Source organism: Cupriavidus sp. IK-TO18, from assembly GCF_015549295.1.
Classification (GTDB): domain Bacteria; phylum Pseudomonadota; class Gammaproteobacteria; order Burkholderiales; family Burkholderiaceae; genus Cupriavidus; species Cupriavidus oxalaticus_A.
This window is the reverse complement of the sequence record NZ_JADGMP010000007.1, coordinates 100,266-123,777: the sequence shown is the minus strand read 5'-3', so window position 1 is coordinate 123,777 and position 23,512 is coordinate 100,266. Positions and strand designations below refer to the sequence as shown.

General features: G+C 62.8%; 22 protein-coding genes. 2 read left to right on the top strand and 20 right to left on the bottom strand.

The features are described from left to right. Positions 1-5 precede the first annotated feature (5 nt). The 18 genes from IPF36_RS05835 to IPF36_RS05750 all read right to left on the bottom strand — a co-directional run bounded on the left by IPF36_RS05835 (position 6) and on the right by IPF36_RS05750 (position 19,935). Positions 6-1,172, bottom strand: a complete 1,167-nt coding sequence (locus IPF36_RS05835) for a hypothetical protein (protein ID WP_195427558.1) — start codon at positions 1,170-1,172, stop codon at positions 6-8. Between the two features lie 12 nt (positions 1,173-1,184). Further along, positions 1,185-2,396 carry a hypothetical protein gene (locus tag IPF36_RS05830; RefSeq protein WP_195427557.1) on the bottom strand — a complete coding sequence of 404 codons (1,212 nt, stop codon included), beginning with the start codon at positions 2,394-2,396 and terminating at the stop codon, positions 1,185-1,187. An 8-nt stretch (positions 2,397-2,404) separates the two neighbouring features. Continuing rightward, entirely contained in the window at positions 2,405-6,067 is a 3,663-nt protein-coding gene (locus IPF36_RS05825) for a hypothetical protein (RefSeq protein WP_195427556.1), read from the bottom strand. Positions 6,068-6,070: 3 nt separating this feature from the next. After that, positions 6,071-6,469: a hypothetical protein gene (locus tag IPF36_RS05820; protein ID WP_195427555.1), complete on the bottom strand. Its 399-nt coding sequence runs from the start codon at positions 6,467-6,469 to the stop codon at positions 6,071-6,073. Then, positions 6,466-10,257, bottom strand: coding sequence for a tape measure protein (locus IPF36_RS05815; RefSeq protein WP_195427554.1), 3,792 nt, complete (start codon positions 10,255-10,257; stop codon positions 6,466-6,468). Before IPF36_RS05815 ends, IPF36_RS05820 begins: the two co-directional genes overlap by 4 nt. 94 nt (positions 10,258-10,351) lie before the next feature. Beyond that, a complete protein-coding gene (locus IPF36_RS05810) occupies positions 10,352-11,119 on the bottom strand; it encodes a hypothetical protein (RefSeq protein ID WP_195427553.1) in 768 nt (255 codons plus the stop codon). An 82-nt stretch (positions 11,120-11,201) separates the two neighbouring features. Then, positions 11,202-11,654, bottom strand: coding sequence for a hypothetical protein (locus IPF36_RS05805; protein ID WP_195427552.1), 453 nt, complete (start codon positions 11,652-11,654; stop codon positions 11,202-11,204). After that, the gene (locus tag IPF36_RS05800) at positions 11,647-12,375 is read right to left on the bottom strand and encodes a phage tail protein (RefSeq protein ID WP_195427551.1); all 729 of its coding nucleotides are present in this window, start codon (positions 12,373-12,375) and stop codon (positions 11,647-11,649) included. Before IPF36_RS05800 ends, IPF36_RS05805 begins: the two co-directional genes overlap by 8 nt. After that, the gene (locus IPF36_RS05795; RefSeq protein ID WP_195427550.1) at positions 12,375-12,686 is read right to left on the bottom strand and encodes a hypothetical protein; all 312 of its coding nucleotides are present in this window, start codon (positions 12,684-12,686) and stop codon (positions 12,375-12,377) included. Before IPF36_RS05795 ends, IPF36_RS05800 begins: the two co-directional genes overlap by 1 nt. A gap of 1 nt (position 12,687) precedes the next feature. After that, complete coding sequence (locus IPF36_RS05790) at positions 12,688-13,683, bottom strand: major capsid protein (protein WP_195427549.1); 996 nt, start codon at positions 13,681-13,683, stop codon at positions 12,688-12,690. A gap of 33 nt (positions 13,684-13,716) precedes the next feature. Then, the gene (locus tag IPF36_RS05785) at positions 13,717-14,070 is read right to left on the bottom strand and encodes a head decoration protein (protein WP_195427548.1); all 354 of its coding nucleotides are present in this window, start codon (positions 14,068-14,070) and stop codon (positions 13,717-13,719) included. A 3-nt stretch (positions 14,071-14,073) separates the two neighbouring features. Then, entirely contained in the window at positions 14,074-15,117 is a 1,044-nt protein-coding gene (locus IPF36_RS05780; RefSeq protein ID WP_195427547.1) for a head maturation protease, ClpP-related, read from the bottom strand. Positions 15,118-15,185: 68 nt separating this feature from the next. After that, positions 15,186-15,383 (bottom strand): hypothetical protein, encoded by a 198-nt coding sequence (locus tag IPF36_RS05775; protein ID WP_195427546.1) that lies wholly within the window; start codon positions 15,381-15,383, stop codon positions 15,186-15,188. Then, complete coding sequence (locus IPF36_RS05770) at positions 15,380-16,885, bottom strand: phage portal protein (protein ID WP_195427545.1); 1,506 nt, start codon at positions 16,883-16,885, stop codon at positions 15,380-15,382. The genes IPF36_RS05775 and IPF36_RS05770 overlap by 4 nt, the downstream gene beginning before the upstream one ends. Continuing rightward, positions 16,885-17,097 (bottom strand): phage head-tail joining protein, encoded by a 213-nt coding sequence (locus IPF36_RS05765; protein ID WP_195427544.1) that lies wholly within the window; start codon positions 17,095-17,097, stop codon positions 16,885-16,887. The genes IPF36_RS05770 and IPF36_RS05765 overlap by 1 nt, the downstream gene beginning before the upstream one ends. A 72-nt stretch (positions 17,098-17,169) precedes the next feature. Further along, positions 17,170-19,302, bottom strand: coding sequence for a phage terminase large subunit family protein (locus IPF36_RS05760; RefSeq protein WP_195427543.1), 2,133 nt, complete (start codon positions 19,300-19,302; stop codon positions 17,170-17,172). After that, the gene (locus tag IPF36_RS05755; protein WP_195427542.1) at positions 19,295-19,684 is read right to left on the bottom strand and encodes a DUF1441 family protein; all 390 of its coding nucleotides are present in this window, start codon (positions 19,682-19,684) and stop codon (positions 19,295-19,297) included. The genes IPF36_RS05760 and IPF36_RS05755 overlap by 8 nt, the downstream gene beginning before the upstream one ends. Before the next feature lie 5 nt (positions 19,685-19,689). Next, positions 19,690-19,935 (bottom strand): AlpA family transcriptional regulator, encoded by a 246-nt coding sequence (locus IPF36_RS05750; protein ID WP_195427541.1) that lies wholly within the window; start codon positions 19,933-19,935, stop codon positions 19,690-19,692. A gap of 599 nt (positions 19,936-20,534) precedes the next feature. On the opposite strand from IPF36_RS05750, the gene IPF36_RS05745 reads away from it, so the two are divergent. Beyond that, a complete protein-coding gene (locus IPF36_RS05745; protein WP_195427540.1) occupies positions 20,535-20,957 on the top strand; it encodes a hypothetical protein in 423 nt (140 codons plus the stop codon). 432 nt (positions 20,958-21,389) lie between these two features. Further along, on the top strand, positions 21,390-21,647 hold the full coding sequence (locus IPF36_RS05740) for a hypothetical protein (RefSeq protein ID WP_195427539.1): 258 nt from the start codon (positions 21,390-21,392) through the stop codon (positions 21,645-21,647). A 129-nt stretch (positions 21,648-21,776) separates the two neighbouring features. On the opposite strand, the gene IPF36_RS05735 is transcribed toward IPF36_RS05740, so the two are convergent. Then, the gene (locus IPF36_RS05735) at positions 21,777-22,781 is read right to left on the bottom strand and encodes a hypothetical protein (protein WP_195427538.1); all 1,005 of its coding nucleotides are present in this window, start codon (positions 22,779-22,781) and stop codon (positions 21,777-21,779) included. Positions 22,782-23,035: 254 nt separating this feature from the next. Next, positions 23,036-23,506 carry a helix-turn-helix domain-containing protein gene (locus tag IPF36_RS05730; RefSeq protein ID WP_195427537.1) on the bottom strand — a complete coding sequence of 157 codons (471 nt, stop codon included), beginning with the start codon at positions 23,504-23,506 and terminating at the stop codon, positions 23,036-23,038. Positions 23,507-23,512: the final 6 nt, after the last annotated feature.

Genomic DNA, 23,512 nt, shown 5'->3' with positions numbered 1-23,512 from the left:
GCCTCTTAGCGCCAGGGTCCGGTGATGTCGATCACCGTGTTCGCGCCGACGCCGAAGGCGGGGCCGCCATGTCGCATCATCAGACCGACCCGACCCGGTGCGTCCGTCATGCTGGGCAATCGGTCGCGGTGGTTGTACCCAGACCCGGTCAGGTCCTGCGGGCAGTGGAACAGTCCCGGGTAGCGGCCCCGCAGTCCGGAGCCGGACATCGCCATGTGGACGTGGGTCACCATCACCGCGTTGTCGGTGCTGTTCGGGAACTTCAGCATGTTGGACGTATAGCCGGCGGCTCCGGACGCCCCGCCGGTGTTCCACATCATCCCGCCCACGCGCGAAGTCTTGACCGAGCCCGGCTGGCCATACGCGGCGCGCGGCATGTACGGCTGGGCGGCGTTGGCCGAGTACGAGACGCACTCGGTGCTCCACTGCCCGGCGTAGGCCACCTGCGACGAGCCCTGCGCGCTCAGCGTCGCGCACCACAGGTCGGTCGAGGTGTAGCTCACCAGGTCACCAAAGGCCCACATCAGTCCAGCGGAGGCGACGTTGCATTCCACCCACAGGTAGAAGAATCGCTCGTCACCGACCAGCACCCAGTTGCGCGAGGTGCTGTTGGCTAGCGAGGACTTGCCGGCGTACATGCCGCCACTGAGCTGCGTGCCGGTCGGGAACGCGCCGGTGCCGGTGTTCACGTCGGTCATGGCCTCGTAGCCGACCACCCTGGCGTCCAGCGTACCGGTATCGTCGACGCGCAGATACATGCCGTAGGAGCCGGAGTCGGCCGACGTGTACGCGGCCAGGTTGGTGCCCGAGAACGGCTTCAACCAGCCCAGCGGGCTGACCTTGGCGGTGATCGTTCCGGTCGCGGTCCCATCGCTGATGCCGGTGGCGTCGAACGTCACCTGCGAGCTGGAGACCGTCAGGATCTTCTTCTCGCCATTCAGCCCGCTGGGCGTCGCGCCGGCGATCAGCGCGGTGTTGCCAACCTCGAAGCTGTGCCCGGAGTTGATCGTCATCGTGGCCACGCTGCTGGCGACCACAATCGAGTCGACGGTCTTCAGCCCATAGCCGTTGATCAGCACCGCGTCGAGCAGTGCGATCAGCGCACCGGCGGTGCCCGACAGGACCGGGTGGCCGCCGCCTCCGGCGTAGCTGCTATACAGTTTAACTGCCATGTCATCCTCTCCTTAGCGCCACGGGCCGAACAGATCGAACAACGTGATGCCGGCGTACTGGACCTGCGCCGGGTTGCCGGTGCGCATCGCCACGAAGGTCTTGCCGGGCAGCGTATCGACGCCGGTCACCGGATCGAGGTGGTTGTAGGCGGTGTTCGACCCGGCCACTGGCATGTGATACATGCCGGGGCACCAGCCGCGCAGCCCCTTGTTCGTGCCGGTCGCCTCCAGGATCACGACCGGCGTTACCATCACCGCACCGTCGGTGGGGTTCGGGAAGGTCGGCAGCGCGCTGGCGGAGTACCCGGAATCGCCGGAGTAGGCCGAGCCCCACCCAAACATCAGGCCGGCCCGGTTGGCGGTCACCGACCCACCCAACTGCGAGTTGAATCGAGCCAGGTAGCCGGAGTTCAGGCCGCCGGCACCGCCGGAACTCATGCAGTTCGTGATCACACCGGAACCATACGAGGTAATGTCGCTGGTCGCCCCACTGATCAGGAAGTGATACTGATCCGTCGACCCCATCGGCAGGATGTCACCGGCGAAATAGATCTGGTTGCCGTTGATCGGGTTGGTCGGGTGCGGCGCCATCCCGATGTAGAAGCAGCGCTCGTCGCCGATGATGAACCACGCGCGCGCGGTGGTATCGAGCGACGCGGACTTGCCCCACCACATGCCCCCACTCTGCTGGGCCGTGGTCGGGATCATGCTGGTGTACGTGTTGATGTCGGTCATCGACTCGACCGCAAACACGCGCGAATGGCGCGCGGTCAATATCCCGGTGTCATCGACCCGCAGGATCATGCCGGTGGCCTGTGGATCGCTGGGCTTGTACGCGGCCAGGTTCGTGCCCGAGAACGGCTTGGTCCAACCCAGCGGCGCGATCTTGGCGGTGATGGTGCCGGTCGCGGTCTGGTCGCTGATGCCGGTCGTGGCGAAGCGGAACACCGTCGCCGACAGTACGGTGATGCGCACGTCGCCGTTGAGTCCGGACGGCGTGGCGCCGGCCACGGTCACCACCTGGTTGCTGCTGAAGCCGTGGCCGGCCGACACCGTGCAGGTGGCGACATTGCTGGCGACGATCAGCGCGTCGAGCGTCTTCTGGCCGTAGCCGTTGACCAGAACGGCATCGAGCAGCGTGATCATCGAGCCGGGGTTGCCATGCAGCACCGGCGCCGAGGCCGACAGGCTGTTGTAGTTCTTAACCGAGGTTGGCGTGCCCATCTTCGTCCTTATGCGTCAATGTCGCCGCGAATCTGCACGCGGAAGCTGTCGGACTGACCCGACGGCACCGACTGCAGCACCGTGCGCGCAAGCCACAGCGGGTAGTTGGCGGCGGCCGTATTGAACCGCAGCACATTACCAGCTGCCCAGCCTCCGCCCCAGCCCAGCGCCGCCAGTGTGAAGAACGGTTGCCCAGTGCTCGGGTTCGTCGGCGAGCAGTCGGAGTTGACGCTGCCCACGGCGATCTGACCGACGCTCTCACCGATCACGCGGAAGTTGATCGTGTCGGTGAACACGATGGCCCATCGCTCCTGGATGCAGCTCTTATCTGTGACCACCAGCGGGTAGGTCGTGAAGTTGTAGGTCGACGCCGGGCTGCCGCCGGACACTGTGTCGGCGAACACACTTGCCCACGTCGTCTGCGTGAACGAAAGAGAGCGACGCGCTTGCAGATCGCCCATGATCAGTGCCGAGCTGACGCGCGACTCGTCCGCCGGGTAGGTGTGCGTCAGTTGTCGCATCAGCGTCAGCTGCCCGGTGATCTGCACGTCGGACAGCAAGCTCATGTCCTCGATCCGGTTCTCAACGTAGATCGTCCCAACCATGCCCGATGTCGATACCGTACCGTTGAACGTCAGCGTGCCGGCGTCCAGGTTGGTCGCGTACATGCTCGGGTTCATCACCACTGGCGGGTTCGACGAGTCGATCACGCGCATCGCTGCGACACGCACCCGTCCGACATCGACCGCGAGGCCCGACGAAGGTGGGACAGCCTGCTTAGCCGTGTGATGGACCACCACCACATCGCCCGAGCGGAAGATCGGGACCCGGCCGTCCTGCGGCAGTCGCACCGGGTCCAGGCCGAGGATCGTCGAATCCAGGGGCAAGTACGTATATGCAACCGCGTTGAACAGAATTTGATCAGCGAAAACCGGCAGCGGCTTGAAAATCTTGCCGTCGGTCTGCACGGCGGCTGCGTTGTACCAGATGGCTGCCTCGTTGCCGGCGGCGGTCACCATGTCGCCGAAGCGGACCTTCACCACGCCCGTGGCGTAGTCGATGCTGCCGAAGCACTTACCCGCCGAGGTGATCGTGCCGTTTGAGTCGGCGGTCACCGAGTACGGCGCACCAGCCAGCGGTGTCACGCGCATCTGCAGCGAGCCCGGCACCACCGGCGCGGCCGGCACGCGGAACACCACGTAGTCGGTCGGCTGACCGTTAATCGTGGTCAGCAGCGACTGCATGGCGATGGCGTTCGACGCGCCGGTGGCCCAACTAGTCAGCGTACAGTCGCCGGTCGCGTAGTTGACCGTGCCAACCTGCGTCGCCGCGCCGGTGGCCTGGTCCAAGTCGGTGAAAAGGTAGCCGGTGCGGTCGAAATAGACCTTTCCACCCCAGGTGAACATCACGCTGCCCGGCACGATGGGTTCGTCGAACTGACGGGTCAGGTCGAACTTCATCTCGCTCCAGGTGTACGTCTGCGTGTTGCTGTCCGGCGTGTCGGACGCGCGGTACTCGACATCGACTACACCGGTCTCGTCGTTCGGGAACAGCGCGGCGGCGTTGTAGTACGAGATCCCGGTCAGCGTGTTGCGGTACACCGGGTCGTTGCGGTCGGGCCAGCCGTTTGCACCCTTCTGGTAGCCGATCAGCGTCGACTGGTAGTTCGGCTGAGGGATGCTGATGGTGCGGTCCGGGTTGAACGACAGCGTGCCGGCGCTGTAGTTGACCGCCGCAGCCGCCACAGTCGCGCCGTTGCCGGTCGTGCTCGACGGCAGTACCAGGTTGCCCGAGCTGTCGTCCTTGGTGTTGACCGTCGGGTCGATCTCGATGTACTGCATCGCGGCCGGTACGCCCGAGATCACCGAGTAGTCGTTGATCAGCACGTTCCAGTTGACGCGCAGCGAGCCGGCGACGATGTTGGTGTCGTCCAGCGCCAAGTTCAGCTTGCCGTTGCCGTCGCGCAGCGGGTGCGTGAAGGTCTTGGTCTTTTTGATCGAGTGCTGGTACGCCAGAGTGAACACCGTGCCCATTGCGGGCACCAGCGTCGGCACGATCTCGATCAGGAACGAGCCGTTCTGCCATCGCACATAGCCGGTGCCGTCGCCGGACAGGATGCCGTTAGCATCCGATGTCGCCGTCGCCGTGCCACCGGCCGTCTTGGGCCAGGTCACCGACACCGACGACAGGATCAACTTCTGCGTGCTGGTGGTGGCGACCTGGAACTGCACGCGCGGAGCCTGCACCGTCGCGGTCACGCGGTTGAAATACTCGGCCGGCGTCGACCAGAAGAACATCACCGAGCTGCCCACGTCCGGCAGCGCGCCCAGCGTCATCACCACGGTGCCCGTGATGTAGTTGACCGTGCCCGAGCCGATGGAGCCATCCGAGCCCCTGATCACGCCCTGGTTGCCGGCGCCGCCGGTGTCGACCAGTTCATACCAGTTGCCCTGCGCCATGTACGCGACCTTCAGCGCTTTGGGCTTCGGCGGCGGGTTCAGCGTGATCGTGTACACGTTGCCCCGGTTGGTCGTGTCCACGTCAATGGACGCCGTCTCCGACACCTTGGTCGGCGCGGCTGCCGGCTTGAAATAGAAGTTCACGGTACCGGTGGTGCCCATCGACGTAGTCAGCGTGAACGTGCCGGTCGCGTAGTCGATGGTGCCGATGGCGACCGCGTTCAGGATCACCTGCCCGGTGCCATCGTCGGACACCGCGGAAACGTTGGGGCGGAAGCTGCCCGGCACCATGCCCGTGCCGAAGTAGATCTTCTGCGGGTACGAGCCGGTCACGTTGGCCACGCGAACCTGCTCGACGCCGGTCGCGCCGCTGGCGATGATCGGCGCCAGGTTGCCGGCGGCGTTCAGGTCGGCCAGTGCGGTCTGCGACTGCGCGCTAGGTACCAGCTGGCTGAAGATCGACGACACCATGACGCGGATGTCACCGATGCTTGCGTCGTCGACCATCTTGGCGATGCCGTAGTAGACCGCAGCGTTCGCCACGCGGGTGTCGCGGCACTTGGCGGTCGCGTTCTGGTCGTCGTAAGGGCTGGCGACCGGCCCGGTGAAATCGTACAGCAGCGGGTTGGCGATGGTACAGGTAACCAGCAGCCCCTGCCACTTGACGCCGTTGCTGGCGGTGAATTCGCGCACCAGCGACTCGACCTTGGTGATCCGAACGTACTGCGAGAATTCGGTCGACAGCCCCTCGTTCTGGATCAGAACCAGCGTCTGCCCGACCTTCGGCAGCGCGTCGGCAGGCTTCTGCAGGATCTGGATCGCGCGCTGACCCTGCAGTTGAGTTTCCAGCAACTGCCCCGGCCACTTCACGCCGCGTGCCAGGTACGACTCGACGCGATTCTTGGCGTCGGTACGCACGTCGGTCCAGCTCTTGGTGCTGAACAGCGTCACCGATACGTTCGGGTCGGCCGGCTCCTGCAGAATGATCGCGTGCGAGCCCAAGTACGTGTCGGTTCCGGTCACGTCGATTGCCGGGTACGCCTTGCGCAGCCCAATGCGACCGTACACGCGGTCCAGTTCTGATACGTCAGGGAAAAGGTTGTTCGAGACGCCGTCGACGACCTCGTTGGCCGTGATGCGACCGCCACCGTTGTCAGTGTCGAGCAGCACCTCTGACTTCATCAGCTTGATGTTGCTGCTGGTAATGGTCATTCGTTAAATCTCCATAAGCCGCAGGGTGGCGAGGTAGTTGTCGGTATCCACAACGTCGTCGTAGTGGACGACAGGGTGTGCCTCGAAGCCGCCCCCGTCGTGGTGTCGCCAGATCACCGTGCGCTCTTGCCCGCGGAGTGTAAGAGTCATTTGCTGTCCGGCGACTGCGGCCCAATTTCGCAGTTGGTCGATCACGTCCCGGTGCATCCATCCGCTGTCGTCATCTGCGGTCTCCAGCGTGATCGGACGCCCGGCGATCCGCTGCGCGGCGCTGATGATCAGCGCTCCGGTGATCGTCCGCTCGGCCGTTTGCTCGACCGGCGACCAGTTGTTTTCGTCCGACCAATACAGGGCGGAAGCCAGGGTCACGGTCGTCGCGCCGACCGCCAGGGTGATGCTCATACGTTTGACCTCCCTTGCAGGGATTCGAGTTGTCGCATCACGCCCGTCAGGTTCGCTGCGTCAGCGTCTGATGCGACATTGACCGGGGTTTTCTTCCCGTTCAGGTTGATGTTGACCGTCTTGGTGCCGGCGGCTCGCGGGGAACCACCGGTGTCCGTCTTCGCCTGCAGCCCTTGGACCGTTTCGAGGATGGACCGCGCCTGCTTGTAGGCCGTATCGACACTTCGCGCGCCCTCAAGCGAAAACTGTGCTCGGTATTGCTCCATCACCTGGCGGTTAAAGTCCGCCGCCTGGAATGCCGCCTGAGCCGTCTTCAAGTCATCCGAGCCGAGCGTTCCGCGTGTCTGCTTGTCCGCCAGGCTCATCAGGGCGTCGTTCTGCGATGCCTGCAACATCCGGCCACCGCCTCCACCGGCACCGCCCCCGGGTTGCCCAACCTGCCGGGTACCCTCTTGCACGGCGTCGTTGCGCATGCGGATGGCGTCGATCTCGTTCTGCAACTGGCGGATCTGCTGCTCGCCGGCTTGCGCCTCGCGCAACTTGGCCTGCGCATTCCGGATGCGCAGCTCGATCTCCTGCTGCTTGGCCGGATTCAGTCGGCCGCTGGCGTCCAGGGCGGCGCGATCTGCCTCGGCCGCAGCGATGGTCTGCCGCGTCTCAGCCTCGACGGCGGCGATGTGGTCGCGCACCATCTGGATCTGCACCTGCTTCTGCCGGATCTGGTACCCCTGCGCCTCGGCTGTGCGCCCGTACATCTGCGCCTCTTGCTCCTGAGTCTTCAGGTACGCGAGGCTGGCCCGGCTGGCGATGTCCGTCTCGGATGCGTTCTGGCGCAGCACAGCGATCTTGCGCTCGGCAGCCGCGGCGGTGTCGGACAGCGCGTCGCGGTACAGCCCTTCGGCGTAAGCAGCATCCTGCGCAGCCCTAGCGACGTTGGCGTGCGACTCGGCGTTGTCGACCTCCTGCGACCGCATGCGGGCGAGTTCGGCGGCAGCGGACTCCGCAGCTACCTTCAGTTCCGCCAGGCGCGCGGCGTTGTCCTTGTACGTTTCAGCAGCGGCGTGGCGTGCGACCGTCTCGACCTGCGCCTGATCGGCGGCGACCTTGGATCGTTCAGCCTCGGCCGTTTTCTTTTCGATCAGGTCGTTCAGCGTCTTGATCTGCTCCCGCTGATCGTCGCGCAACTTCTCCGACCCGCCGGCTGCGAGGATCAGGGACTCGGCTTGCGCCTTCAGGTAGATCACCTCCTGCTGACGTGCGGCAGCGAGCGTGCGCAGCGACTGCTCGTCACCCTGCGCGGCGCGCACAGCAGCCTGACGCATCTCGATCTCATTGCCGCCGATCTGCGCCAGTTGGACGGACGCCTCGCCTTCGTGCTTCTTCGCCTGCGCCAGCTTCTCCGCGATCAGCGTGTTCTGCTCTGCAGTCTTGTTCACGTCGATGTACGCAGCCTGGATCGCATACCAGCCTTGCGCAGCACCGGCAGCCTGCGTACCGGCGGCAGTGGCTGCGGAACCGGCGCCCTGTTGAGCCTGCGCATTGCCCGTAGCAGCCGCGGCAGCAGCCCCGAGAGCCTGCGCGTTAGCGTTGACCCCGCCGGCGGCAGCCTGCGCCTGAGAGCCTGCCTGCTGAGCCGCCACGCCGACGCTGCGTTGCGCCGCAGCCGCTTGTTCGCCGCCACCCGCCATCTCTCCGATTGCGCGACCGAGTTTGGCCTGCCGATCGATCATCTGGTCGAACAGAACGCCCGCCTCGTTCACTGCCCCTTTCAGGTCACCGTGTACGACGCCGGCCGTCAGCGTAGCGAGCTGCTTGATGCTCGTGAAAACGATGTCGAGCGTAGTCGAAACACCCATCGCCACTGAGCCGGCCACAACACCGGCGGCTCGCAGGGCAGTGGTGAGCGCCGTCAGCGCCCCGGTATCGCCGATGGTCGTCGACGCCAGTGTCATCAGGTTCTTAGCACGAGCCCACGCGGCCCCGAAGCCGTCGACTTGCTCGGTGCCCTTAGCGAGGGTCTTCGTGAGCTGATCAGCGAGAGCCGGCAGCATGTCGGCGGCCATGATCTGGCCCGCCTCGGTCATCTTGGTAAGCTGCTTGACCGATAGGCCCATGCCGTCGGCAACCACCTTCAGCGCACCAGGCAAACTGTCACCGAGTTGCTGCCGCAGTTCTTCCATCGACACGGTGCCCTTGCCCGCCATCTGCGAGAGGGCTTCCAGTGCCAGGGAGGCGCGCTCGCTCCCCTGTCCCATCAGGCCCGTTGCACGGGTGACCGCTGCGAACACCGACTCGGTGGTCTGCGCCGAGATGCCGGCCTGCTGCATTGAGACAGCGAACCGCTTGTAGGACTCGCTGATCTCGCCCACGGCAATGCCGGAACGGTTGGCAGTATCACGCAGGAACTCGATCTGTCGGGCGGCCTCCAGCGTACTGCCCGTGGTGATGGAGAGCGAGCGACGCAGCGATTCGAGCTGGATGTTCGCGTCTAGAAATTTCTTGGCGAGTTCGAGGCCGCCGTAGGCTGCCGTCAGTTGCGCGAAGCCGCTCGACACGAGGCGGCTTGCCCCTGAGGTCTTCGTAGCGGCCTCGGCCGTGCCGTTCAGCGATTCCTCCAGATCTTGGATGCGCTTTTTCCCCGACGCGAATGCCCGGTCGAATTCCGCACCCGTGATCGAGGTGTCGTTCGCCAGGGTGATCAGCGCGCTGTCGATCCGGCGGATTTCCGCCTGCAGAGCCTGTGCCGACTTCACGCCGGTTACGGCGAATGCTTCCTCCACCTGCCTGCGCGCTTGTGCCGCACTCTTTTGGAACGACGCGTACGCCTGCTCGGCGGCGATCTTTTGATCGGCTGCTTCCTTAGCGAGCCGTGCCGATTCTGCATATTGCTGGCGCTCCGCCTCCAGTTGCTCGCGCGCCGCGGCGCCTAGCCGGTACCTCGCATTGATCTGCAGGCTGGTGAGGCGATCTTCTTCGGCCAGGGCGGCTTTCTTGCGCTCGGCAGCGGCTGCTTCCTTGGCCCGCAGCGCGACCACGGCAGCCTGCTGCTGCTCGATCGAAGCGACCGTCTCAGCGAACGCGCGCCCGAGCGTGCCCTGCGCCTGCGTCATGTCCTCCGTAGCAACGCCAGCGGACTGCAGCGCCTCACGCGACTCGTTCAGCGCGGCGGTGCGGCGGGCGAGTTCTTTCGTGGCGGCAGAGGCCTCGGCGTTGGCGAGTTTCGACTGCGCGGCCAGCTGCTTCTCACCTTCGCCGGCATCACGGGCCGCCTGCTGCGCTGCCTGCATCGCCGCGCGCTTCTCGTTCAGCGAGGCGCGAGCATCGAGCACGGCCAGTTGCGCGTCCTTCACCGCCTGTTTGTACTCGGCCTCGGTCTTGGCGGCGTCATCGGTTGTCACCTTGAGCCGGGCCAGTGCGTCACGCTTAGCGGCGAGATCCTGCTGCGCCACGCGGACCTCCGCCGTCGCCTGCTGCTCGGATTCCTTGAACTTCGCTGTGGTAGCGGAGAGGTCTGTCAGCTCCTTGCCGAGCGCGCCCGCGGCGTCCTTCGCCTTCTGCTGGTCCGTTGTCAGGGCGTCGACTGCACCCTTCAGTTCGATAAACGTGTCGATCGCGTCCCGCTGGCCAGCGAGTTTGTCGATCTCGTCAGCGAGCCGCTGGAATTCAGGCGCGGCATCTCCGCCCTGCTTTGCCAGGTCGTGAACGTCGTTTGCCAGCTTACGGATTGCTTCGCCACCGACCGTTGTGGCAGTAACCTGGAGGGAAACGTCGCGGTTATTATCTGCCATGGTGGCCCTGCGCGAGATGTGGAGTGGTGGCAGGGGAGCGTCAGCGCCCTCCCCCGGCACCCGGGACGAATGCCCCGGGCGTGCGCATCGCCGCTTAGGCGGCGCTGTCGAGCAGCTTGACGGTGTACGGCTCTTGCTTGCCAACCGGAGTCTTCAGACGGCCCGGCAGGCTGACTTTTGCGAAGTCGCTCTGCAGGAAGTCGAAGGCCGAGTTGGCAGCGATCACAGCTTCGTACACGTCAACGATGCACGGCAGGTTGTCGGCAAAGTTGATGCCGTCGAACCGCAAGCGAGCGCGGATCTGTGCGTTGGTCGAACCGCGGATCAGCGTGCCGGTCATGGCATTGGTATTGCCGGTAACCTTCAGAGCTTGGTTATCGGTGATGGCGCCGCCGACCTTGGTGCGAATCCAACCCATGCGCCAGTTCACTTCGTAGTCGGTGTCGAGCACGTAGGTGGTCGAGCCGGCCGTGTTCTTCACCAGGAAGCCGGTCTTCTGGAAGTTCTGCTTCGACAATTCCACCCAGGCACCGAGTTTCGCGGTGATAGCCTCGTCCGCGATGCTATCGGCGGCGACGTTGATGTCGCTGTCGGTGCCGAGAAGTGCGGTCGACAGACCCTCTCGGTTCACTTCCGCCAGATCCAGGGTGAATTCCGTCGGCTTCGGCAGCGTCACGGATTCGAGGATCTGGCCGTAGGTGTTGCGACCGCGGGACGTGTTGTCCTTGATTTCTACCCCCGGTTTGATTTCAAACTTATTCGCCTCGTAGGGACCCTTGAAAGCGTCGAACTGGGAGGTGGTGGGGTTGTAGCGGGCGATGTAGAGGTCGCCAGCACCGATAAATCCGCGAGCAGCGGTCATGGGATTTCTCCAAAGTTAAGCCAGCACTGGCACATCAGCACTATGTCGATCCGCAGCGTGCCGTGCCTGCGGATGAATTTCGTCAAGGGTTCGTCAGATCCTCGACGTAGAGCACGTCGATGTGGATGCCTGCGAACACGGTGGGTGCCCCATCCTCGCGGGCACCGATCACGCGGCCCTTGTAAGTCATGCCCTTTGCCTTGCCATTCAGGCGCATCCCTAGCTTCGGCTCGCCGGCGAAAATGGCACGCTTCAGGTCCGCAATGACCAGGTGCGCAGCGTCATTCGGGTGATCCGGGTCGCATTCGGTATGCGCCTCGAACACGTACCGCTGGCTGACCACCATCGCGGTCAGTGCGTCGTCCTGCGGCGTGTCGTTGCCTTCAACCAGCACCAGGCACGGCAGGTCGTCCTCGCTAAACGCGCGCTTGCCGCGGAAGACCCGCAGCCCGATGTCGGTGTTGAAGCCGTTCGCCTTCGTGATCCGGGCGATGCGGTTGCTCAGTTCGACCGCGATGTCGCTTGCCTTACTCATTTCCAAGAGCCTTTTTCAGTTCGTCTGCCGTGAGCGTGACTACCGTCTTTCCGAGGCGGTCCGCAACGTCGTTCAGGAACGTCTCGTCCAGTGCCGCGCGGAACAATTGATAGACGGACGGGCCGTACAGCGCCTTCAGGTCGCCCCGCTTCTTCCCGGTCGTGCCCGGCTTGCGCGTCATCACGAGCAGGTTGCCGCTGCGCCCCCGGACGAAGAACGGCTGCACGCTGGTGATTGACTTGCGCCCGCCGCGCGTGACCTCGACGGAGATCCCGTCCTGCTTCATGCCGACCGGAATGCCGAGCGCCTGGTTGCCCACGCGGAGCTTCCACGGCAGCAGCGAACCAGCTTTGCGGGGGTTGCGCCCCAACTTCCCGGGGCTGATTGAGTCGTTCGAGAACTTGACGGGCCGCGTCGACTGCTGCGCACCGTACTGCGTCAGCGTCGTCAGGCGCCCGCGCGCGAGGATCCGCGCCCTCGGCTTCGCCGGGTCAGTGGCCAGCTCGATCGCCATGCGTTCATCGAGATAACTATCCGGCAGGTTGATGCCGGCGTTCATCTTCGCTTTGGCGTCGGCGAACGCCTTCTGCGCGACAATATTCACCGCCGTGACAGCAGAGCGGCCGAGCGCGGCATCGTCCAGATGGGACAGCGAATTGCCTATCTCTTCTAACCTGACGGTATCTACCGTGACGGAGAAGGCGGATGAGCGGCCAGCCATCACGCCCTCCTCAGCACGTATCGAGCGGTGTAGCCGTTGTCCTCGAACGCAGGGGAGTCGATGAAGTAGGACTGGCCTGGGATGGGCACCCCGTCGGAGTCGACAAGGGCCAGCGATTCGTTGCGTTGAGGGCGCAGGGACCGCTGGCAGGTCACCACCGCACGGGCGAACGACATCTGCCCGTCCGTACCGACCACCTCAACGTTGAACTCAATGTTGACGCGGCACGGATCGGTACCACGCAACACCGCATCCTCACCCAGTCGAGCGAGGATGCGGTCAGAGAGGCGTTGAAACGCGCTCAGTGCCACGTTACGAGATCGACAGCTCGACGATCGCGTCCGGGCGGGTGCAGAGGTGGATGGGGTTGCTTTGCGCTTCCACTTCCACGCCCTTGTTGAAGTCCAGCGTTTCCTGCTTGGCGTAGTACGGCAGGCCCATCGTGTTGACCGTCTCCATGTAGTCGGCCGGCACGAAGGTCGTGCTGAACAGATCGGGCACGCCCTCCGGCACCATGTACGCCTTGCCGCTCGGGATGAAGTCGGTGCCGCCGACATTGCCGCGGTATTCTTCCCAGATCACGTTGTTCCAGCGGAAGCCGTCGCGCAGGTCTGCCTGCAGTTGCTGACGGTCCTGGAAGTTGTCGTAGGCACGCTGCACGGCCGGGTGGTCGACGAATGCGTCGAAGAAGTCAGCAGCGCACAGCACGCGGATGCCGCTGTACTCCAGGCCGCCGAGCTTCTGTTCCATCAGGCGCTTGCCACCGACCACCTTGGAGCGCATCTTCGTCGCATCGACGTTCAGCGCCATCGCAAGGGTCGTCTTGGCGAGGCCGAAGGTTTGGAACAGGTCGAGCAGCACCGAACCGTCCGAGTCGAGCACCTGGCCCTTGATGGCGCCCATGCGCTGATACTCGATGGTCGTGTCGATGTTGCGGCGCAGCTTCGTCAGGCGCTTGTTGACGATGTTCGTCACCAGCTCCTCGTCCGTCTCGGAACCGAACGCGCGAACGTTCTGGACCTCATCGGCGTTGATGGTGGCGCGCTGCGGCAGGTGGATCGACGGCACCGATACCAGCTTGCGCTTGTCCGCGCCGACCGGCTTGGCGGGTGCGCCGCGGGCGCCGGCTGCGACAAGGCTGATGGTCGTGCCCTGACGCTCGATCATCATGGAGGTGGTGCTGACACCTTCCTCCGCGAACCACCCCAGTTGCTGGATACGCTTCGGTTGGTATGGAACGTCGTTGATCGCCTTCGTCAGCGACACGACTTTGAAAGCGTCGTTGTTGAAAATATCGAGTGCCGGCATTTGCGGATCTCCTTTGAGGTAGTGGGAATCCGCTTAGTCGCGGACGACGATGCCGGCCGCAGCCAGGTCGGCGCGGGCTGCGGAATCCAGACCGACCAGCGCGCCCGAATAGACCTCGGCGGCACGGGAGATCACGGCGACCTTCTGGTCGACTGCCAGGTCGGGGGCGCCAGCGTACAGAATCGCCGCGGCGACTTCCGAGCCATCGCTGGCGCCGTTCGCGTAGGCGACATACTTGCCCGTGGCGGTCACCTTGCCGAGCAGGGTGCCTGAGGAAAGTGCGGCAGCACCGGCGGCCAGGGTGACCTGTTCGCGGCTGTACGAACCCTTGGCTTCCGAGAGCAGGAACTCCGCCGTGTGCAGACCTTCGGTGAAGGAAGTCGGCATTTCTTAAACTCCTTGATTGGCTTTTTGGCGCGCAGCCCAAATGCTGGTGGACGAAACCGCCTCGGGCTGCGCAACATTGGCGGTCGAACCTTTAACCGGTGGGGCGGTGTTGATCGGCTTGTTCTCGGACTTCGCGGCCAGGCTGGCGCACAGCGTCTCGCGCACCTTCTCGATCGAGGTATTTGCCTTGATGAACGCCGCGGCGTCATCAGGGCACTTGGCGAGGACGCACAGCGCGCGGATCTCGCCGGCAGCAGCAATGAGCGGCGTCACAGCCTCGATCGAAGCGACCGTCAGTGCCCAGTGCGCGGCGAAGTCAGCCAGGCCAGCCTCAGTCGCCAGAGCGAGGACCTGATCGGCCAGTGCGACGGGCGGTGTCGGTGCAGGCGCCGGGGTCGGCGAAGGCGCAGGAGCGGGGGTCGGTGCAGGGGTCGGGCTGGTGTTGGCTGCCGGCTTGAACAGCGCCTGAACGTTCTGCGGCATACGGTCGAAGTCGAACGATGCGGCGACCTTCAGGGCCGGTTGCGTTTCGTCGGCGAAGCCTTGCGCGACGGCATCGGCAGCGCTCAGCCACGTCTCCGCGTCGAGCAGCGCCTTGACTTCGTCTTCGGTGCGACCGGTGCGGGCAACGTAGGTGCCGACGAGCGAAGCACCGATCTTGTCGAGCACGTCGGCCATATCACGATGGTCCGCGGCGTTGCCGAACGCCCCAGCCAGCGGGTTATGGACCATCATGAAGGCGTTCTCCGGCATGATGATCTTGTCACCAGCCATCGCCAACAGGCTTGCGGCGCTCGCGGCCACGCCGAGCACCTTCACGGTGATCTCTGCGCCGGTTGCGCGAAGGGCGTTGTACATCGCCAGGGCGTCGAATACCGAGCCGCCGGGCGAGTTGATGTCCATGTCAATCTTCTTGACCGTACCGAGCGCCTTCAGCTCGTCGATGAACATCTTGGCGGTGACACCCCATGCGCCGATCTCGTCGAACACCGAGATTTGCGCGGGCTGGTCAGCAGCCTTTGCAATGATCTTGTACCAGTCTTTCATGGCGGTCCTTTTTGATGATGCGAATTGTCTTCGTCAGCGAGCGTCTTCGCCTGCGGACAGATTTCGGGTCAGGCTTCAGTTTCGTCCGTCGCCTTCACCTTGCGGCGCAGCTTGTCCCGCACGAAGACGTAGAACTGGAGTGCGGTGTAGATGAACGTGAGCCACAGCAGTGCCGTCGGAAGCGACTCCGTAATCCACTGCAGTACGCCGACGACGGCGGCCGGTGCGGCTTTACCCAATTCGGTGATCAGCTCGTTCAGGGTCATTTCGTGGGCTTATTGGAGTCGTTGTTCGGACCTGCGGAAGTGCCATCTGCGGGGCCAGCGGCACCAGGTTTGGGAGCGGTCGGGAGGCCAAGTTCTTCAGCCCGCTTCATGTCGGCCTGACGCTCTGCGTCGACCTGCTCGGGATCGTCACCGCGCTCTGCGATCACGCTTGAACGAGAGCGGAAGCCAGCATTGACCTCCAGCTGCTTGCCCTGGACGTCCTGTACGGGGTGGATGTATTGCCAGCCGTGCGGCGCCCATTCGACCGCCTTCGCGTCATCGGCGATCGACCTGGGCAGCGCGCCGACGAGCACAGCTTGGTCAACCCAGGCCTCGCGTACGCGCTGGCAGAACATCGGAATGATTACGTGCCACTGGCGTTGCTCGACGTGGCGCCGGAACTCTTGGATGATGACTCGCAGCGTGCGGTCGCTGACGTTGATGATGTCGCCGGACAGCAGCTCATACGGCAGGTTTTGCCCCGCGGCGTTCGCCAGGTGTTGCGTGCGCATGTACTCCGCGTAGGTCGCGCTGGCCCCTGGCGGATTCGAGAACGTGACCTTCTCGCCCGGCAGAAGCTCTTGCGACATTCCGGGCTGCAAGGCGGCCACAGGTGTGCCGTCGGTTTCGTAATTGATCGCCGTCCCGGTCATCGGGTCGATGCCGTCAGGGCTCGTCGGATACTGCTTCTCGATGAACGCCGTGAACAGGTTGGCGAGCTTTTGCCGCTCCAGCACCGCATCGTCGAAGTCGGCGACGTTGCGCAAGCGGGCCAGCACAGAGGCAAATTCCGACACTCCACGGAGCTGACCTGGGCGCTTCGGCTCGAAGATGTGCAGAATCTCGTCCGCCGGGACGCGGATCAACTGCGACTTGTCGATGTTGCCCGCCATAAAATCCGTCGGGTGCGCCTTGTAGATCCAGTAGGCGACGCGGGCGCCGAGCCTGTCGAGCTCGATACCCTGGCGGATCTTGTTGCCAACCGGCAGGCTCGGCCACGTCTCGGTGTCGAGTTGCGGCACGAAGTCCGCCTCGATGAGTTGCACCTGGATCGGCACCTCCATCGAGCCCTTGCGGCGCCAGCGCAGGCGCGCGAACACCTCGCCGGACTCCAGCCAGGCGCGGGTAGCCATCGCCTCCTGTGCATAAAAGTTCAGCACACAGTCGGCATCTGACTGCTTCGTCCAGCGATCCCACAGATCCGCAGCAAGTTGCTTCTGTGCCTTATTCGTGATGCGCTTGGCGCGCGGCACAATACCGGTACCGATAAGGTTGGTGACCCAGCGCTGACCGCCAGCAGAAGCTGTCCAGTCATTCCGAGCAGCGTCGCGCGCACGGTCACGGACCTTCGGCGCCTGCGAGGTGGCTCTGTTCGGGCCTGACGATGGCGGACGCCAGCCACGCATGCGGCGACCCGTGCCGCCAGCATCGTATTGAGCGACGATCGAAGTGACGGCGCTGGAGATGGCGCGGGTAACAGTGCTGCGGATGCGGTCGAACATCAATGGTACCCCCGGCCACCGTAGTACAGCTGCGTGCGCCGGCGCGGCGCGGTGTTGGACTGCTCGGTCAGTTGCCGGCGCATGTCATCACGCGCCTGGATCAGTTCGGCGATCGAGGCGTACGTGATGCTCTGGCTGCCGAGCGTTACCCGGCGCTCGCCCGAAGCGATCGCCGTGTTCAGCGCGTCAATGTCGGATTGAGTGACCGGCATGGGGTGACCTTGGATGGATGCACGCTGATTTTCAGCGGCACACCATCCATGCGCCTGCGGTCGGATTTCGTATCACCCCATGTACGGTGAGCGCGAGACGCGGCGGCGTCGAGGCTGCTGCGCCGGAACTGGAGTTGGGACTGGCGCGATAAGCGTGTTTTCCTGCATCTCCCGCCGGTCTTCCCGGGTGATCAGGTCGCTGTTTTCGGCCAATGGCCGTGCCCACGGTGGCGCTTTGTCCCAATCCTTTAGTTTGTCGAGCGACAGACGAAGGCAACCGGCGCGAATGTAGGCAGCCAAGTCGAACGCCTCATTACGCTTGCGTATCTGCTTCCAGACCCCATTCGGCTGGCGGACTTCCGACCGGAACATCTCATCGAAGAAGGCCGGCGAAAGCCAGCTCGGCAAGTGGATGTACCCCGGGCCGGGCTTCTGCCGCTTCAAACTAGTGGAAACTGCGTCCTTCAGCAGGTTCGGGTTCAGCATATATAAGGGGATGTCGCCCTCTTTCCCCTTCTTCCCGCCAACCAGCGTCTCACGGATGATTGGCGCGGTCTTGGTGGACGCGCCCTTGATTAGCATGACGCGCGAAGCGTAGCCCTGAATTCGGATTCGGCGATACCAATCGTAGGCCTTGTCTGTAACGCCGTCCTCGCCGCCAGTGTCAACGATGGCGAGCTTGACCTGGAGTTCCTTGCCTTCCATGCTCGTGCGGTAAGTCGCCCGCACGACCTTCTCGGTGAGAAGGTCCCAGTCTTCCGCATAGGACGCGGGGTCGATCGGCGCAAAGTCCTCACCCATGCCCTGACGTTTTGATTTTGTGATCGAGTAGCGGTCAATCACCCACTGCTCCAAGTGGGGTCCGATGGCATGCGCCTGCACCACGAATCGAGCATTTGCGCCGCCCTGCACGTCGACCGAGACCTTCACGCAGCGTGCCTCGTCGGGGACGACATACTGTTGCAGGTCATCTTCCTTTCGATTGGACGGATCAACGTTGTTACGCGCAGCGTCAGCCAGGTGCCGCGACATATAAGGCATGCTCTGGTCGACGTTTGTGGTTGTTTTCAGCAGCTCCTCATCGCCGCTAAGTTCGTACTGCCGCAACGCCGTGAAATAGCGCACCAGCAGGGACTTCCAGCTCTGAAACGCCGCTGCCACGCCACCCAGCCAATAGCCGGCAGAGGTAGATACGGTGGCCTCGCCAATCTTTTCGTTGTCGACGGTGAGGCTCTGTCCTTCGGCCAGCCAATCGCCACCGCGGTTTAGCATCGGCTTCCACTTCGGTTCGATCATGGAGCCGCAGTGCGGGCAGAGGACACGGTTGTAGTGAGCTGCGAGGGAATCGATGCTACCCTCGCGCACCATTTGGCCGAGCTGGTCGAGCGGCGGTAGGTGGAATAGCCCCATGCCGGGCTCGGCCTCGAGCCAATGCCGGCAGTCTGGGCACTTCCAGTACCACCGGCGGCGGTCGGATGCGTTGTACAGCCCGAGGATGCCGTTCGTCGGAGGCGCTTCGTGCGGGGTAACCGGAACCCAGTTCGGGTCGGTGAGATCCCGGCCCGGCGACGACTCGGCCAGGGCCATGCCGCGGCTCATGAATGTCGTCGTGCGCTTCAGGCCTAGCGGGAACGGCGGCCCTTCGCCGCCGATGTCGTCCGGCATCCGATCCAGATCGGTGAACGCAACGTAGCGGTAAGTCGAGCCGGACAGATTCGGTGTGGTCGGCCAGGCGATGCGCAACCACATGCCGTGCTTGAACTGCTTGTCGTGTACGGTGTCGTCCGAAGCCGCGGTGGACTTCATCGCCTTCAGGTTCGGGCTGTTGAGCAGCGCGCGGTCGATCTCCGTTTTGGAGAATTCCCTCGCCTTGTCCTGCGTCATCTGCACCATCAGCATGTCGCCCGGATCGTTGACCACGGCGTGCGCCATCCAGCCATGCAGCAGAGAGACCGTCTTGCCGGTGCGCGCCGGCCCGACGAAGACCACCGACTCATGTCTCCGGCTGGCGAGCATGTTCGTCGGCTCGACCATGTATGGCGTCTCGTCCGGTGACCATGGAGTAGCTGGGCCGCCGGTCTGCTTGATGATGAGGTTCTCGGCGGCGCCTTGGCTGACAGACACGCGTTTCGGGGGGCGAAACGCACTGTATCCGCTCAGAACATCGGCTAGCGCAAGATCATAGTGCGCGGATTCGTCAAGCATTTTCGCCCCTCATCTTTTCAAGGACACCGGCCAGTTCGCCAAGGGCCTCATCGATCTGCCTACCAATCTCTTCAGCCACTTCAGGCGCAAGCGCTAGACGACGCTCGAGGTGATCAGGCAATGAACGTAGCGTCTGAGCAATAGCGGCGTACGCCGTCGCTGTAGCCTGGACCACCGCCACGCGAGCGACGTACTCACCGCTCTTTATCTTGAACTCCAGCTCGTTCAGATCCGCCTTTGCCGATTCATTCCGTGCGCGGGCTTCCTCGAAATCTACGGTTGCCTCGGGCTTTACAAAGTCTTTAGGCTTCCGGCCTGCGCCAGCGCGGGCGCCCCCGTGGCCATTACCCTTCGTGGCGCGGGGCTGAGTCGTCTCGCTCATTGCCGTCAACCCCCTGCGCCTGCGCCGCCAGCCGGTGACGTGCCCGGATCCGGCCCGGTCAGCCAGGCATGCAGCTCCGCCGCGCGCACAAAAATAAGGCCGCGTTCGCCCAGCCTTACAAGATTGACGGGAATGTCCCCTCGCTTGATTGACGCCTCCAGCAGGTCGACGGAAATGCCGACCACGGCGGCGGCAGCGGCGAGCCGGTAGAGCCCAGGCGGCGCGGACGGCGCAACTTGATTAATTTCCATGCCCGCATGGTGCGATTTTCAGCGTTGGAGCGTCCTGCGGCTGGATTTCGGAGGCTGGCGAGGGCGTTTCGGGGCTGGCGCGTCCGCTTCACGGCTGGCCCATGGAAATACCTACCGGAATCAAGTTTGAAAACCCGAAAAACTCCCGCAGGCCGGGGCTCTTTGACCCCGCACGTAGCTTGACCCCGTCGGGGCCCCCCGCTAGCCTCGCGGCCGCGGCGGCTGGTTCCGACTTGCACGGCGCGAGCCCTAGCACCGTGAGAGATGGGCTGGTGGCCGGCCCCCACCTGCCCAGCATAAGGGCTGCCCGGGCTGGTGCCTTGGCAGGTGGTGCACCTGGTGTCAAGAGGGGACGAGGCATTGACTCACCTCCCCATCTATTTAGATATAGAGGCGCGGCCTGCTGAGCAAAGGCAGCGATGGCGACAGCCGGAGAGCCGCCCAGCAAGCGCTCGCCGACTTGCGGAGTGGGGATAATGGTCTCAGAGCGACCCATCTGAAACATCCAAGCGCTTCGAGCGGAGCGGCTGGCTTCGGCCCGAACGCGGCCATCGCGGGCTAGAATCACAGCCACATCAACAATGGTTTGGGGGTCGAAAATGAGCGAAGGTCTGCGGCGCATCGCACAAGTCATAACAGTCTTGGGTTGGCTATGGCTGGCAATGTTCGTCGTATTGGCATGCATCACTGGCTACGGACGCGAGCGTGACCTCACGCGTGACGAACAGATTGCGCTTTACGAGCGCCAGACTCAGTCAAAGTTGGTCGATGTCGTCGCTTCCCAACGCGCCGCCGCACCGAAAGCGCCACGTCCTAATACTCTGGACGAATGGCTTGGCTCCCCTGCATTGCCCAACGCTGACACCGTCCTTGCTGCCCACTTTAAGAACGCCACTCCGACCACGCGGGAAACCGATTGGGTCTCGACATTTGCCTCTGTCGTTGTCGGCCTGGTCGGGTTCGGTATCGCCTTCGCGCTGACATGGATCGTCAACGGGTTCGCCGTCGACAAGAAGCGCTAGCCAAACTCAGAGGCAAATACCCACACGAAACCTAAGAACCCGAGCAGCAACTCTTCCAAGAAATCGCCCTGGAAGACGTGGGGCATTGGTGTGATCGCTTTCGTGCTGGCGTTTGTAGCGGTCAAGAGCGCTCGACAGCAGTGGGCGGAAAACGAAGGGCTAACGCAAGGCGCTGCAAAAGCAGACCAAGCCACACCCAAGCTGCTAATACATACCCTGACAAGCCGCTGGGGGAAGCAATGCAGCAATCTGCTGTCGAAAAGAGCGAGGTTATTGTCACAAGCAACAGACGACGCAAAAAAGCTGATGTAGCTGCAGGCCAATTTCTCGGCTTCTACCTAATCAATTTGCAAACGCGACCCGACTACTGTAAATCCCAGGGGGTCGACATTACACCGTTCGTCGAAGCGTTCAAGCGACGTCACGCGGACCATGTATGCGAAGAGTCGCATCATCAATGCCCGCGGCCCCTATTCGGCCGACAAGCTGGAAGAAGTGATGTACGCCCAGTTGAAGCCCAGCATGGAGCGAACCATTGGCGATACTACTACCGACGCGGCTACAAGAAACGGCATGAGCGTCGCTGAAGCTTGCCAAGAACTTGTGGCCTCGGCCGAGGAAGCCGCTCAGGAGTTGGATCTCTCCCGCGTGAATCCAGGGCTCTACGAAGCCCTTACTCACGCACAGTGAAGCACTACCGGCCGGTCACAGCCCGAGGAAGTTATCGTTACCGCCCCTTTGCTGCCATTCAAAAAGCAAAAAGGCGGCCTTCACAGGATAAAATTAACGACCAGCATATGCCAGCCGAAAAATTTCCTATTAAACAATAATACCAGGAATGGGGGAAATAATTGTGTCTGGCGTCATATCTGCACCTTCGACATCTACCCTCACATCTTGCGGATTGTTAATCAAGAGGTGCGGCTGAGCCAATGGCTGCAACGCCTCAATAACATCAACAACATCAAATTCCCGTCGAATAACAAGCTCGTTTGCCACTTGGCGTTGAAACGGAGAGGGAAGGAAAACCTCCCTTGGCATGTTGGCGTCAGCGTCCAAGAATTGCTTCACTATGCCCCAGGAAATATAAAAAGCTTCCATAAATGAGGCATCGTAGGGGACCGGGCAAACAACGAGATTTTTTGCCTGATCGAATCTGATATTATCATGCCTTCCTTGCATGGACGGTACTATGCCAAGCCTCAATCCTGGCGCCCCTTCCAGCGCCGCGGGATTTATTTTTACCGTCGTCCCAACCCATCTATCCGAATCTCGACACCCAACAAACAAATCAGCTTTCCATAACCCTTTGATTGTGCTGGGAAGCATCTCTCGAAAAGTGGATGAGCGAAATGCGCGTGCAATATCAGACAGGTATTGCTTAAGCTTTGGTGGTTGCGCCTGTGCGCCGGTAAGAATTCTGGATTCGTCGGTTAGGACTCCAGTTGCCGTATCAATTAACTGAAGAGATCCGTTTTTTTCCGCAGCAAAAAGAATTGAATCGATCTCGGCGCCGGGAACTCTACAATATCTGGTGAGCGCATCATAGATGCGCTCTGTAATATTTGGATGCCGCCGTCGGAGTGCATCATGAACGGCATATTCAAAGCAAATGCCAACATCCCCATCGCCCTCGCGCCTTAGGCGAGGAAGCATTTTCAATTTCACATTCTTGTAGCCACCAACTTCCGCAACTACATCTTGTTTAAGTGAGTATAACAACCCAGATAATATTGGACGAACTATCGCGATGTGGGCAGAATAAATATCCGCGACGGGACTTTGCTGGGCTTCTTGCAGTATTGTTACAGCAGCGTTGGTCATTATTGATTTTTCTCTTGGCTACTTAATTTAAATTCAAATCAGCGCACCGCAGCTCTACATGTTAAACATGTGAAGCGCTCCGGCATTCGACCAGGAGACATAAGAAAACCGCGCGGCACGGGCGCTTCCGACATTTTCGTTAGAGGCTGGAAGAGCAATGTTACATGTTACATATAGGGGAAGTGTGCGTAAAGGGCTGCTTCTGACCGAACGAGGCCCCCAGCCTATACCCTCCCCGCAAATCGGCGATGACCTTATGAAAGGGGGAGAGCCAGTTGCATAGGGTGGTTAGCGGGGTCGAGGCGCTGGGCTTGAGTCCTTTGCCGCTGCCTGCGTGCACGGGCTCGCAGGATCAAAGGTATTAGCCCCTTTCTCTCGACGTGAGCGCGCAGTTGCTGCACCCTGCGCTCGGTGATACCGAACTCGGCAGCAATCTCCCGCGTGCCGGCGCCGCGTGCCAAGCGCTCAGCGATCTGGCGGTCTCGCCGGTCCATCGCTTCCAGATGTCCGCAGGGAATCCACAGCGTCTCGCTACCATAGGCGGCAACCAGGCGCCGAAAGGCGGCATGCCCGATCAGCCGGGCGACCGGGTGACTCTTGTCCGCCGTGGCGGGGATATACAGGTTGGCCCCACCGAACCAGGCCACCAGCAGCGAGGTGGCCGTGTAGCCGATCTCGGCGCTCACATCCTCCAGCACTCCATTTGCCTTGGTTCGATCCATCATGTCCCC

Bases quoted from the DNA above. Each gene is read 5' to 3' on its own strand.
- IPF36_RS05745 (WP_195427540.1), top strand. From the start codon at position 20,535: ATGAGCGAAGGTCTGCGGCGCATCGCACAAGTCATAACAGTCTTGGGT.
- IPF36_RS05835 (WP_195427558.1), bottom strand. From the start codon at position 1,172: ATGGCAGTTAAACTGTATAGCAGCTACGCCGGAGGCGGCGGCCACCCG.
- IPF36_RS05750 (WP_195427541.1), bottom strand. From the start codon at position 19,935: ATGGAAATTAATCAAGTTGCGCCGTCCGCGCCGCCTGGGCTCTACCGG.
- IPF36_RS05825 (WP_195427556.1), bottom strand. From the start codon at position 6,067: ATGACCATTACCAGCAGCAACATCAAGCTGATGAAGTCAGAGGTGCTG.
- IPF36_RS05830 (WP_195427557.1), bottom strand. From the start codon at position 2,396: ATGGGCACGCCAACCTCGGTTAAGAACTACAACAGCCTGTCGGCCTCG.
- IPF36_RS05780 (WP_195427547.1), bottom strand. From the start codon at position 15,117: ATGAAAGACTGGTACAAGATCATTGCAAAGGCTGCTGACCAGCCCGCG.
- IPF36_RS05820 (WP_195427555.1), bottom strand. From the start codon at position 6,469: ATGAGCATCACCCTGGCGGTCGGCGCGACGACCGTGACCCTGGCTTCC.
- IPF36_RS05815 (WP_195427554.1), bottom strand. From the start codon at position 10,257: ATGGCAGATAATAACCGCGACGTTTCCCTCCAGGTTACTGCCACAACG.
- IPF36_RS05810 (WP_195427553.1), bottom strand. From the start codon at position 11,119: ATGACCGCTGCTCGCGGATTTATCGGTGCTGGCGACCTCTACATCGCC.
- IPF36_RS05730 (WP_195427537.1), bottom strand. From the start codon at position 23,506: ATGATGGATCGAACCAAGGCAAATGGAGTGCTGGAGGATGTGAGCGCC.
- IPF36_RS05785 (WP_195427548.1), bottom strand. From the start codon at position 14,070: ATGCCGACTTCCTTCACCGAAGGTCTGCACACGGCGGAGTTCCTGCTC.
- IPF36_RS05800 (WP_195427551.1), bottom strand. From the start codon at position 12,375: ATGGCTGGCCGCTCATCCGCCTTCTCCGTCACGGTAGATACCGTCAGG.
- IPF36_RS05775 (WP_195427546.1), bottom strand. From the start codon at position 15,383: ATGACCCTGAACGAGCTGATCACCGAATTGGGTAAAGCCGCACCGGCC.
- IPF36_RS05770 (WP_195427545.1), bottom strand. From the start codon at position 16,885: ATGTTCGACCGCATCCGCAGCACTGTTACCCGCGCCATCTCCAGCGCC.
- IPF36_RS05735 (WP_195427538.1), bottom strand. From the start codon at position 22,781: ATGACCAACGCTGCTGTAACAATACTGCAAGAAGCCCAGCAAAGTCCC.
- IPF36_RS05740 (WP_195427539.1), top strand. From the start codon at position 21,390: ATGTATGCGAAGAGTCGCATCATCAATGCCCGCGGCCCCTATTCGGCC.
- IPF36_RS05765 (WP_195427544.1), bottom strand. From the start codon at position 17,097: ATGCCGGTCACTCAATCCGACATTGACGCGCTGAACACGGCGATCGCT.
- IPF36_RS05760 (WP_195427543.1), bottom strand. From the start codon at position 19,302: ATGCTTGACGAATCCGCGCACTATGATCTTGCGCTAGCCGATGTTCTG.
- IPF36_RS05805 (WP_195427552.1), bottom strand. From the start codon at position 11,654: ATGAGTAAGGCAAGCGACATCGCGGTCGAACTGAGCAACCGCATCGCC.
- IPF36_RS05790 (WP_195427549.1), bottom strand. From the start codon at position 13,683: ATGCCGGCACTCGATATTTTCAACAACGACGCTTTCAAAGTCGTGTCG.
- IPF36_RS05755 (WP_195427542.1), bottom strand. From the start codon at position 19,684: ATGAGCGAGACGACTCAGCCCCGCGCCACGAAGGGTAATGGCCACGGG.